The sequence below is a fragment of the Paenibacillus rhizoplanae genome, from assembly GCF_042684125.1.
Taxonomy (GTDB): Bacteria; Bacillota; Bacilli; order Paenibacillales; family Paenibacillaceae; genus Paenibacillus_AQ; species Paenibacillus_AQ rhizoplanae.
Window position 1 is genome coordinate 393,748 of sequence record NZ_JBHUKY010000033.1, and the last position, 11,944, is coordinate 405,691.

At 48.3% G+C, this 11,944-nt stretch carries 12 protein-coding genes; 3 read left to right on the forward strand and 9 right to left on the reverse strand.

What is annotated here, in order from left to right:
• Positions 1-141: 141 nt before the first annotated feature.
• The gene (locus ACFSX3_RS20575) at positions 142-486 is read left to right on the forward strand and encodes a DUF3221 domain-containing protein (protein WP_209987595.1); all 345 of its coding nucleotides are present in this window, start codon (positions 142-144) and stop codon (positions 484-486) included.
• A gap of 103 nt (positions 487-589) precedes the next feature.
• On the opposite strand, the gene ACFSX3_RS20580 is transcribed toward ACFSX3_RS20575, so the two are convergent.
• Positions 590-880: a hypothetical protein gene (locus ACFSX3_RS20580; RefSeq protein WP_209987592.1), complete on the reverse strand. Its 291-nt coding sequence runs from the start codon at positions 878-880 to the stop codon at positions 590-592.
• A 174-nt stretch (positions 881-1,054) separates the two neighbouring features.
• Between ACFSX3_RS20580 and ACFSX3_RS20585 the strand changes: the two genes are divergently transcribed.
• Complete coding sequence (locus ACFSX3_RS20585) at positions 1,055-2,056, forward strand: VanZ family protein (RefSeq protein ID WP_209987589.1); 1,002 nt, start codon at positions 1,055-1,057, stop codon at positions 2,054-2,056.
• Positions 2,057-2,203: 147 nt separating this feature from the next.
• Here ACFSX3_RS20585 and ACFSX3_RS20590 read toward each other — a convergent pair whose 3' ends face one another.
• The 8 genes from ACFSX3_RS20590 to cymR all read right to left on the reverse strand — a co-directional run bounded on the left by ACFSX3_RS20590 (position 2,204) and on the right by cymR (position 10,087).
• On the reverse strand, positions 2,204-2,692 hold the full coding sequence (locus ACFSX3_RS20590) for a DUF4358 domain-containing protein (RefSeq protein WP_379313205.1): 489 nt from the start codon (positions 2,690-2,692) through the stop codon (positions 2,204-2,206).
• A gap of 22 nt (positions 2,693-2,714) precedes the next feature.
• The gene (locus ACFSX3_RS20595; RefSeq protein ID WP_379255483.1) at positions 2,715-3,863 is read right to left on the reverse strand and encodes a DHHW family protein; all 1,149 of its coding nucleotides are present in this window, start codon (positions 3,861-3,863) and stop codon (positions 2,715-2,717) included.
• Between the two features lie 15 nt (positions 3,864-3,878).
• Positions 3,879-5,285 carry an MBOAT family O-acyltransferase gene (locus ACFSX3_RS20600; RefSeq protein ID WP_209987586.1) on the reverse strand — a complete coding sequence of 469 codons (1,407 nt, stop codon included), beginning with the start codon at positions 5,283-5,285 and terminating at the stop codon, positions 3,879-3,881.
• 35 nt (positions 5,286-5,320) lie between these two features.
• Positions 5,321-6,007 (reverse strand): GDSL-type esterase/lipase family protein, encoded by a 687-nt coding sequence (locus ACFSX3_RS20605; RefSeq protein ID WP_209987584.1) that lies wholly within the window; start codon positions 6,005-6,007, stop codon positions 5,321-5,323.
• A gap of 141 nt (positions 6,008-6,148) precedes the next feature.
• A complete protein-coding gene (locus tag ACFSX3_RS20610; RefSeq protein ID WP_209987581.1) occupies positions 6,149-7,966 on the reverse strand; it encodes a sensor histidine kinase in 1,818 nt (605 codons plus the stop codon).
• Complete coding sequence (locus tag ACFSX3_RS20615) at positions 7,963-8,640, reverse strand: response regulator transcription factor (RefSeq protein ID WP_209987578.1); 678 nt, start codon at positions 8,638-8,640, stop codon at positions 7,963-7,965. The genes ACFSX3_RS20610 and ACFSX3_RS20615 overlap by 4 nt, the downstream gene beginning before the upstream one ends.
• Positions 8,641-9,015: 375 nt before the next feature.
• Complete coding sequence (locus ACFSX3_RS20620; RefSeq protein WP_209988467.1) at positions 9,016-9,132, reverse strand: helix-turn-helix domain-containing protein; 117 nt, start codon at positions 9,130-9,132, stop codon at positions 9,016-9,018.
• Positions 9,133-9,667: 535 nt separating this feature from the next.
• Positions 9,668-10,087, reverse strand: coding sequence for a cysteine metabolism transcriptional regulator CymR (cymR, locus tag ACFSX3_RS20625; RefSeq protein ID WP_036690517.1), 420 nt, complete (start codon positions 10,085-10,087; stop codon positions 9,668-9,670).
• Positions 10,088-10,363: 276 nt separating this feature from the next.
• On the opposite strand from cymR, the gene mnmA reads away from it, so the two are divergent.
• Positions 10,364-11,485 (forward strand): tRNA 2-thiouridine(34) synthase MnmA, encoded by a 1,122-nt coding sequence (mnmA, locus tag ACFSX3_RS20630; protein ID WP_209987575.1) that lies wholly within the window; start codon positions 10,364-10,366, stop codon positions 11,483-11,485.
• The last annotated feature ends 459 nt before the right edge of the window (positions 11,486-11,944 follow it).

Genomic DNA, 11,944 nt, shown 5'->3' on the forward strand with positions numbered 1-11,944 from the left:
GGATAGTTAGAACCGGGAAGGAACATTTAGAGATAAAGAAAAGCTGGAACAAACAGGAATTTCACCGCATTCCCTAGCTGGAACTGAAACCCAAAAGGAGGTAATATTGAATAATGTCATCCCCTTCAAAGGAGAACGTCCATGCTTCTAAAAGCGAGTCTCCAATGGACTCTCATTTTCGTTTTTTTGTTAGGCCTGGCCGCCTGTAGCAAGGGGGATAATGTTTTTAAAGGGAAGGTACACACAGTAGATGTAGAGAATACAAGGATCTTGGTAATCGCTCAGTTGAAAGAAGAAGACTTGAGTAAGAGTTACAAGGAAGTTCTAGAAACTAATATGTATTCTCAAGCCATTTGGGTAAATAAAGTTTCACCTTCTAAATATAAAAAAGGTGAAGAGATTGAAGTGTTCTATCAAACAAGTGATGATTCCTTTCCGGCACAAGTTACCGCCAACAAAATTGTAAATTCAAAAATTGAGCAGTGAAGCCCCCAAGTAAGGGGCCCCAGCCGGCTTATTTGATTCCTTTGGTCACGCCGAAAGAAAGAGACATTCATTGTTAGAATGTCTCTTTTGGTTTTTTTCTTTTTTACCCAGTCGAAACGCCGGAGAAAGTCACTGGTCCTGTAATGCTGGCAGTATTGAGCAGAATATTGGTGCTGTTATTGGCTACGCCCAAAGAATAGGCATGATAACCTGCCGGAACATTTAAATCCAAATATGAAATCGTAACCGGCTGTATTGCGAGTATGGCGAGTCCGCTTGCTCCTGCGTTAAAAATCGGCTGGTTATCCCGGTATAACGTAAAAACTACATTCGGGATGCCAAGTGTAGTCTGAAAACCAATGGTTGCATTGAGCAATACATCCCCATTTGCCACGGTAGCTATTCCAAACTCGGCTAATATCAAATTTTGGGCCGGTGAGAGAATTGGAATGGACAGGGAAAGCTGAACGCAAAGCCACGCCTTGCTTGGACCGGTGAGGAGAGCTTATACTTCCTATGTCCCCCTGCAAGGGACACTACAATAACCGATAAAGAGAGGTCACACATCATGTTTCAAGGCAAAAAGAGCACCGCCGTCTGGATCGGCCTCTGGCTGTACATAGTCCTCACCTTATTTTTCTTGTTTGTCGGCTTCAACCGTTCATCGGCTCTGCCGGAGACGGGCCCCCGGTATCGCCTGGCCTTTGACGGAATTCCGTTGCAGTTTCCGGGCGACGGTTATTCGAATATTTGGGTCTTTAACCTAGGCAACTATCTGGCCTTCGTACCGTTCGGCCTCGTAATCCCGCTGTTGGTCCGCTGCCGCTTCCTGCCGTTCCTCTTGGTCTTCTTAGCAGCCATTACAGGAATTGAGCTGATTCAGATGGTAACGGGTTTGGGTTCGTTTGATATTAACGATATCGTCATTAATACGCTCGGCGTGACTGTCGGCTACGGCGCCCAGCGGCTGATCCGCCGCGACCGGACAACGCCAAGAGGGCTACTCAAGCTCCTGTCGTCAGGCGCTATCTTGACGTTAATCGTCTACTCCGCCGTGAGCGGTATCAATTATTATCTGGATCATGGCCGCGGGGAGATCCGAGCGCTGGACCAGCTCCCTATTGAGCAGGGTGAAATACGGTGGGAAGAAACGCTCAGCAGCTTCACTGTAGCGCAGGAGCAGATCAAACCGGCGATCAATCTCTATAGCCCTGATCATCCGGGACTCCACGAGTTCTCACTGCGCCTGGATGGACAGTATAAGGAGTTATCCGGGAATTTTGGCGTCCCTAACGATGCTATACCTGCTAAGGGCAGCGGCACCAGCAGCGTCATGATCAGCGCCGACGGAGAAGAGCTTTACTCCCTGGATGTGAATATCGCACCGGGCGAGAATCAGCCCCTGTCTTTTCAGGTGCCGCTTGAAGGCAAGCAAGAGCTGACCCTTACAGTCAAAACCGATGCTGCCGACCCTCGAACCCATGCGGTATTGTGGGACCTTACGCTCGTAGAGGCCAATGCCGGACAAAAGCTGGCAGCGCAGCTTCACCGGCTGCTGGGCGGGGAATAAAATAAATAGGCCCGCTAGCCGAATTGTTCCTGCAGATAGTTATCGGGTATACAAAGGGGCTCGTGAAACGTCTGGTTTGGAAACTTATGCGTGACCCTTCCAAGCCGTGGATGGCCCGAGGGGGTCTTTTTCGCCTTGGGTATGGGATTATTTAAGAGCTTCGCTAAACGCACTTTCGATTTGTTCGGCATCCTTGGAGACCGTAAACAAAATATATCGGCCCTTGACCTTTAATACATGCTTTTCGACGAGGTAAAATTGCTCGGGACGGTAGTCCTTCAGCTTGACCTCTTGAGCCCCGATTCTTTTCATGATTTTTTCCTTAACGCTTTCCGCTTGATGCTCTTGTTTCACTTGGATCACAGCCAGTTCCTCCGCTTCCACGTTCGATTCTGCCGTATACAGCACAAAATCCTGAACCTCATCTGCATCGAGATGGTATAGCTTCTTAAGCCTGTTCATATCCCATTTTTCCATATTTTCCATAGAAGCCGCTTGCTTGATGTGCTCCTCAATGGTATGGACGGGAACGTCTTTGGCGCCTTCCTTCTTACTGGAGCATCCGATCAGAATGCCACATAAGATCATGACGGCAGACAGGACAACCAGGTACTTCATTTTCTGTCCAGCAAGCATCGTTACTGACCTCCTATTTGCATTATTCTACAGAATCTGCTAATGATTTAATGGATGGATCTTCAAAAAATGTCGTCATATTATACAAAATCAACAGGTCGCGGATTTGCCGGTCTTCCGTAAGTTTCAGTACATCCCCCTCATAATATCTGAGGTCTATCACATCAATTTCGCTAAAATGCGTGGTTAAAAAAGGGATCAGGCTGTTTGCATACGAATCCTTAACAATAAGCAGCCTTCTTCCATCTGGATTGCCGGTTGTTATGCGGATCAAGCCATGATTCCCATTAAAAAATACAGTGTATTTATCCTTCTTGGTTAGATTTTCCATGACGTACATCGAATCCGCACGTTGCTGTTCGTCGACATAATCCACGGAAATGTTCCCCGGTGTTTTTGGATCATATAGCTCAATGGAATCCGGCTGTACGTGCCGAAACCCGCTTTTCGAATACAAAGATCCATAGAACTGACTGGTGACTTGATGAATGTTGAAATCAGCTTCGTGCTTGGGTGTAAACCCCATTGGCGCGCCCAGCTCCCGGTAGGCAAGGAAAGCGCCTTGGGTCGTCCAGTGATGGTCTGTTTTGTAATAGACCGGTTGCTCCTTGTTCGCCTCCAGCACAGGGGAAACATCGATCCATCGAATGTCTCCGAGAGGAGAATCCTTTATCTTGTCCCAATAGACCTTCTCATCCCCACCGGAAGCATAAGGCGGCAATTTATCTTCAAGCACGGCAGCGGCCGTCGGCACGAGCAACATATATTTGCGTAGCCCAGGCGTTGCCTGATCAAATGCTTGAACGGCTTTCATCTTGTCTGCCAAATCTCCTTTTTCGGGAGGAGAAAATTTTTGAATCAGGTACCCGTCCTTGCCGATGTACACCCCGTTGCTCTCTTTTTTCCCCAATCCCTGGTCCGCATCGGATTTCAGTCCAATCCAAAAGTCCCTCTCCATAAACTGATCCGCTATATACGCTTCAAATTCTGAAGTAAACTTGCCTGATCCTAAGGTTTGAAGCGAGAATGCCGGGAGCTGCTGCAGCATCCGGTTCTCTGATTCGGACAATACTTTACCCGGGGTCAGAGAGTTGATAACCAATACCGCTCCGGTAAACATCAACAGTAGAATGGCGAGTGCGCGATAATAGACCTGATCGTACTGCTTCAAATAAAATCACCTCTATTAAAAACGAAAGTATAAGAATGGATTGTACGTTGCATTGACCAGATAGGCTGTTGAGGCCACTATGAAGATGAAGTAGACGGCGAAAGCGGCAAGCGTGCCGGATCGGGCAAACCTGGTTCTGATGTATGTCAGTGCTTGACGGGGATACGGCGTGGCACAAACCGCCAAGAGCAGCAGCAGCAGGGCGTTCGTCGACAGATCATAGAGCGACCGGTTGTCCACGAACCCATGTGCTCCAGCGCCAAACATCGTTCCGATAAATGTCATGGCTGCGGGCAAATGTTCAAATTCGAAAAATACCCAGCCGATGATCACGACAATCAGGGTGTAGACATGGCTTACAAAGGCTGGAAAGCGCTGAAGCTGTTTCAAGAGAAACCACTTTTCGATAGTGACAAAAAGACCGAAATATAAGCCCCAAATGATAAAATTCCAGCTCGCTCCATGCCACAATCCGGTTATAAACCATACAACTGCCAAGTTTCTCAGCTGCTTCAGCTTCCCTACCCGGTTCCCGCCGAGCGGGATGTAGATATACTCACGGAACCAGGCACCGAGCGAAATATGCCATCTCCGCCAAAATTCCGTAACGCTTCTGGAAATATAAGGATAGTCAAAGTTCTTCATAAATTCGAACCCGAACATTCTGCCCAGACCACGTGCCATATCCGAATACCCGCTAAAATCGAAATAGATTTGAAACGTGAAGGCGATTATGCCGAGCCATGCAGAAAGTACCGATAGTTCTCCCGCAGGCACCCCTTTGACACTTGTCCACAGCAAACCGATATTGTTGGCAAGCAATACTTTTTTCGCAAGTCCTCTGATAAACAGTTCCGCCCCTTCGCCAAAACGGTCCAACGTTACTTGGCGGTTAACCAGCTGCCCCGCAATATCTTCGTATTTCACGATCGGCCCCGCTACAAGCTGCGGGAACATCGTCACGTAGGCGCCGAAGGAGATCAGGTTCTTCTGAACACTCACTTTCCCCCGATAAACGTCGATTACGTAAGACATCGTCTGAAACGTGTAGAAGGATATTCCCACCGGAAGTGGAAGATCTGCTGCCTGCAAGTGCAGGTTGAACAACGAATTGATAGTGTCGTAGACGAAACCCGCGTATTTAAAGAAGCCAAGAATCCCCAGGCTCCCAATCATGGACAGGATCAATACTCCCTGTGCAATCACCTTACGATGCCTGTAATTATCGATCAGGATCCCGTTCACATAGTCGAATACCGTCGAGAAGATCATGAGGACAATGTAGACGGGCTCGCCCCATGCATAGAAGATCAGGCTTGCGGCGAGCAGAATAGCATTTCTAATCCTCATGGGCGAGATATAGTAGATCAGCAGGGTGACCGGCAGAAAGAGGAATAAAAATATAAGGCTGCTAAAGACCAATCCCCGTCACCTCCCGATCTTCACCTGGCCGCATGTTATTTCACCCGGTCTTTCAGCAACTCGAGCATACGTGTGTAAAATTCTGGTTTAAAATGAATGCCGTCCGAACTATACAAATGGGGGCTATCCGCAAATATGGAGGATAAATCGGCAAATCCGACCTGCTTCTTGTCCGCCAGCTCTTTTAATCCTTGGTTGTAATCGTTGATATTTTTGTAGCGTGGTTCCACTTGTTCAGCTTCCGGCGTAACCGGAGTAACCGGTAAAACCGTTACGGATGCCTTCGGAAGCTTCTCCTTGATGCTGTCGATCAATTGGGCGTAGAAATCCAGTGAATACTGCTTGGGGTTATCGGTAATTTGCGGCGGCAATAGAATATCGTCGGAGCCCAGCATGATCAATACATGCTGCGGATTCCGCTCTGCCAGCTTATCGACATCTCCACTCATCAGAGATAGCTCGGTAGTCTTTCCGGCACCTGCCACTACATTGAACTCGTCCAAAATATCATGGTAAGATAGTGCCTCTGTAATCGAATCTCCCAGAAATACGCTGTTCTTAAATATCGTTTTATAGGAAGTTTGGTTTGACTTCTCTAAGGGAGCTGCTTCATTAGCTTGTGGCTGAGACGTCGCGTTTTGCGGATGTTGCCCATTCCCGCATGCTGCCAAGGTGAGTGTGGTGCTGCCTATAACTAGCGTTGATATGATTTTTTTAAACATGAACATCGTCCTCTCTTCATCTAAAATTAAGTAAAGAATAACAGGGAGAGATGCAGAACAAGTGCAGAGGAAATCAACGTCATATCAAAAAATGACAAAAGAAAAAGCGCAGAACCAAGGTCTGCACTTTCTTCCGTATTCCTACGCTTTTTTATTCAATTGAAAATAAAACATCACTCCATCGGAGGTATTGTTAACGCCGTAAGCCGCGCCGTGCATCTCCAAAATTTTTTGGGAGATGGCAAGACCCAGCCCCGTCCCGCCGGTCGACCGGTGGCGGGAGGTTTCCCCGCGGTAGAAACGGTCCCATATTTTCCCGAGCTGCTCGTCCGGGATATGGGCACCTTTATTTTCGATACAAATTTGAACGGTGTCCCTCTCTTCCGAAGTGGTTACGAGTATAGATTCATGCTCCGGCGTATACGAAATCGCGTTGGTAAGGAAATTGACGATGACCTGCTCTATACGACGCTCGTTCCCCTCGACTAGGGCAGGTATAAGCGAAGTGCTGAGAAGCAGCCGCTTGGCTTCAAAGTCCGGCGTTAATTTAGTGCATACCCGCTCGATAAGCGTATCAATATAGAATGAACCGACGTCCATTTTATACGTACCGGATTCATATTTTGCCAATTCCAGCATATCCCCGATCAGCACATTCATCCGGCTGACTTCGTCTTCCATCGCCGCAAAATAATGATCCCGCTTATGGCTTGCCACCCCGTCCTTCAAAATGGCAAGGCAGCTCTGAATGACGCTTAACGGAGTCTTCAGCTCATGGGATACGCCGGATATAAATTCTTTTCGCGTATGCTCCAGCTGCTTTTCCTTCTCAATGTCCTGTTCAAGCTGCAGGATATGGGAATGCAGGCGCTCGGAGAGCTCGTTAATATTGCTCGACAAGTCTCCGATTTCATCCTTCGTTGTGATGGGGATTTTCTCCGAGAAATCGAGGTTTGCCATTTGCCGGGTGGTACGGTTGATACGCAGCAACGGCCGGGCGATTTGACGGGAGTAATAAAACGATGCTAGTAGCGCGAGCAGCAAGGTCGCAATAATGATGTACACGTAGTAGTCTTTAATGATTCCTACGGCTTCATTAACAGGCTGCAGCGACGTCATCGCGAACAGGTAGGTGGGATTTCCATCTCGATCTTGGGTCCGGTCCACGAAAATTTTGTAGTTCACGTGATTTTCTTCAACATCTACGATCTGTTGTGCGTTCGTGACATCCTTAAAGTCGCCGTACAATAGATCCGCTTGGAAAGCCTTGATGCGGTCCAGAAACAAGTGATTGGTGTAACGCGAGACCCCCGCCCCTTCCGGTACCCGAACTTTTGTAATGGTTCCTTTGACCAGAAAGGTGGAATATTGCTCACGATATTGGACCGCGCTCAATCGGCCCAGTACCTCGTACTCCTTGCTCACCATCTGGTGATTCTCCAGCCGGCTTTCGTCTCTCAGATTGGAACTGTTCCTTCCCATCCGCTGAATCACTGGCTGGTTGTTCATGATCAAACCTTCCATTGCGATCATTCCCCCTTCTTCAATCCAGGGAGTGAGGAACGTTTGATTGCTGCTGAAGTCCTCTACGTTGATGAAACTGTATAGGGGTACGGTTATCGTTGTGTCAGAAAGTGCAGATTCTTCCGAACGGTCCAGCTTAATTTCCATGAAGAAATCGCCTGCATACTTTAAACTTCCGCGGGTGTCCAACGCCGTGATCCAGGTGTTATGCTTTTGGAAAAAGTCTTGCTCCAGCTTGGCCATCTCCTGCGTGTTCGAGGCATGATTCAGGTAGTCTTGTTCATAAGCCTGAAGCGCCGCGTTAACGTCCTCCACTTTTTGATGAACATAAAACTGTTTGAAAAATACGGTTTGCAAGGTGAAAATAACGGCGATCAGGAACAGGCACAACCCCGCTGTCAACAGGAACAGTTTTAGAACAATTCCCTTTTTCATAGCTCGTCCTCAAATTTATAGCCTGAACGCACAACCGTAACAATCTGTTTGGCATGCTTCCCCAGCTTGGAACGCAAATTGCGGATATGGCTGTTGACCGTACGATCATCGCCCGCGAAATCATATCCCCAAATTTTCGTAATCAGTTGCTCTCTGCTGATGATGATCCCTTTGTTTTTCAATAGATAGGCCAATATTTCGAATTCCGTATGCGTTAGACCGGAGCTTGTACCGTCAATAGAAACGGTTCGGGATGGAAAATGGATCGAAATGCCTCCGCTGGACAAGGTGTCGCCTTCATTCTCGCGGATATGCCTGCTCTCCAGCAGCCGCTTTGCCCGTGCCAACAGGATTGAAGGGCTATAAGGCTTGGTTACGTAGTCGTCAGCGCCAAGCTCGAACCCAAGCAACGTATCGTCCTCATCAGAACGGGCCGTCAATAGGATGATCGGCACATTCGACGTCTTGCGGATGCGCCTGCACACGGACCATCCATCTAATTCAGGCAACATGATGTCCAGTAAAATCAAGTCCACCTCATGTTCTTGAAATAACGAGACCGCTTGTTTCCCATCGACAGCTTCAATCACGCGATAACCCTCTTCAAGCAGATAATCTTTCATGATTTCACGTAAAATAGTTTCATCTTCTACAATCAGTATTGTTCTTGACATGTAATAACCTCACCTTTTTTTGTAGAACCAGGAACGCACAGCTCATAGAATTGCCAAGGTACACCGTTAAGTTTACCCTATGCAGATAAAGATCATATGCAGATGAACAGCAGATTGAGTGAATAACCTGACTACATAATACTTAGGTAGACTATATAATAATTCAGCCCTGCCAACTAGGATAGTTAGCGTGTAGGGTTGTCTGAGATCCGGAACAGCATCATTGTCTATATCTACAGGAAGCTAAGAGAAATGAGTTGAAACCTTACAGGGATTGGGTTTATCTCATTTTAGATCGAGTTACAGCTAAAAGGGAAAACATACATCTACAAAGCATTTTACGGTAACAAAACACAGCAAAAGAGCCGTCCGGGATTACTCCTGTGGCGGCTCTTTTTCATAAATCAGTATTCCCTCTATCCCGCATTCAAAATAATCACAGAGTTTGGCCAGTAAATCGCTTGGATAGTGCCTCAGCTCATCATTGTACATTTTTCGAATTGTTTCAAATCGATTAAGCGTGTTGATTTCCAAAAAAAAGGGACAAAAAAGGCCGCCATTTCGGGTAATGGTAAGTACGACCAAACCAAACCGAATCACCCTCTGGGTGAAGGTTGCTGGTGCCTTCTCTCACCGGTCGCTTGTGAGGAGCAGTATTGTTGCACTTTTTGAAGGATTCCTCTAAAAATGTTACGGACTACGCTATATTGTTGCATTATTTGCACAAATTTCAGTGTTTAGAGCAAGTTAGCGCTGGATTTGTTGCATTTCGTGCAGAATTTCAGCATAGACCGCTTCTACGGGGCAGTATTGTTGCAATTCTTGCAGGATTTCTCTACAATGTTACAGGCTGCGGAGCCTGAGGTCCATCCCTCTTCGAAGCAGCACCGATTGTATTCGGTTTTCATATACATTCCATCTGCTCCTCAACCTTATCCACAACAAAAGAAAATCATAATTTCCTCGAAAACAATAAAAAACAAGTCTCTCTAAATTTCTAGAGCAGACTTGTCAAAAGCTACATCAATTATATATAGAACATGTAATTGTCCGCCTGGCTCTCTTCCTTGAAGTTGATCAGGTCGGACAAGGTGGTGGAGTCCAGGACGTCGGCGATGCTGTCGCGGATGCGCAGCCAGAGGTCGCGCTTGGCCGGGTCGTCTTCTTCAGTGAAGTCTACCGGAGAGATCGGGCCTTCCAGGACGCGGATGATGTCTCCGGCGGTAATGGTGCTGGTCTCGCGGGCCAGTATATAACCGCCGTAGGCTCCGCGGATGCTCTTCACCAGGCCTGCATTGCGCAGCGGGGCGATGAGCTGCTCGAGGTAATGCTCGGACAGTCCGTTTTTCTCGGCGATGCTCTTAAGTGAGGTAGGCCCTTCGCCGAATTTCAGGGCAAGCTCCATCATAATGGTTAATCCGTAACGTCCTTTGGTTGATATTTTCAAAGGGGCACCTCTTTCGGTTTAGTTGCATATCAATGTATTCCGATGTTTGCTCTCAGCTTATGTTATCATATCTATGGACACATTTGGAACAGCAAACGGCAATAATTCGCGATTTTGTTCGCCACTGGTGGACAAATTGTCAATTTCGGGCCGTTTTTCGCTATATTTTGTAGCCTACGTGTCCTCGTTTGGGGTAGACAGGTATGTTATAATACACAATGAGCCGGGTGTTCAGTGAGAACGCCGGTATTTTGTGTACAGAAAATGGTGATCACGATGACAAAAGCTAATCAGGATATCCGGGTCGTCGTCGGGATGTCGGGCGGAGTGGATTCCTCCGTTACAGCGCTGCTGCTGAAGCAGCAAGGATATGACGTCATCGGCATCTTCATGAAGAATTGGGATGATACCGACGAGTTCGGCGTATGTACGGCCGAGACCGACGCCGAGGATGTGCGCCGCGTCTGCGAGCAGATCGATATTCCTTACTATACCGTTAATTTCGAGAAGGAATACTTTGATAAAGTCTTTTCCTATTTCCTCGAAGAATATAAGGCCGGCCGGACACCGAACCCGGATGTGATGTGTAACCGCGAGATCAAGTTCGGCGAATTCCTCAATAAGGCGCTGCAGCTTGGCGCAGATTATGTCGCTACGGGGCACTACGCCCGGGTCGTAGAAGAAGACGGCCTGTTCAAGCTGCTGCGCGGCGTGGACAATAACAAGGACCAGACATATTTCCTCAATGCGCTGAACCAGTACCAGCTCTCGAAGGCCATGTTCCCGATCGGGCATCTGCCGAAGCCGGAGGTACGCCGAATTGCCGAGGAAGCCGGACTCTATACCGCGAAGAAAAAAGACAGCACCGGCGTCTGCTTCATCGGAGAACGCAATTTCCGCGAATTCCTCAGCCAATACCTGCCTGCCCAGTCAGGCAATATGGTCGATGTCGCTACGGGCGAAGTGAAGGGCCGCCATGACGGCCTCATGTACTACACGCTGGGCCAGCGCCAGGGGCTTGGTATCGGCGGCTCGGGTACAGGTGAACCCTGGTTCGTGGCGGAGAAGGATCTGGCAAGCAATACCCTGTATGTGGTGCAAGGCGAGAAGCACATCAGCCTGTACTCGACCAGCCTTATAGCCTCAGGCGTGAACTGGATCGATACGGATACCCTTGGCGATACGCCGCTGAAATGTACGGCCAAGTTCCGCTACCGCCAGCCGGATCAGGGGGTTACACTGACGAAGCAGGCCGATGGAACCGTCCATGTGGCCTTTGATGTTCAGCAGAAGGCGATTACGCCCGGACAAGCCGTCGTCTTCTACCTGGGCGAGACCTGCCTTGGCGGCGGAACCATCGAGACTGCCGACAAAGTCGCGCCGCTGGCGCAGGTGTAACTACAGTCCTTCCAGGCAGCTGCCCTAATCAGGAAAAATACCCTAACGGGTGAACAGCGCTCTAGTGCTCAGCCCAATGTATTCGGTTTTTCGCCTATATTTAGCTCACGCACCTTCGCTCAATCTATTGTGTTCGGTTTTTCGATTACATTGGACCCACGCAACTCCGTAGCGCCGAATGTGGTCGGTTTTTCGATTACATTTGGCCTACGCGGCGCTCCCAGTCCCATTGTGGTCGGTTTTTCGATTACATTTGGCCTATGCAGCGCTCCCAGTCCCATTGTGGTCGGTTTTTCGATTACATTTGGCCTATGCGGCGCTCCCAGTCCCATTGTGGTCGGTTTTTCGATTACATTCGGCCTACGCGGCGCACCCTGTCCCATTGTGTTCGGTTTTTCGATTACATTTGGCCTACGCGGCGCTCCCTGTCCCATTGTATTCGGTTTTTCGCGTACATGC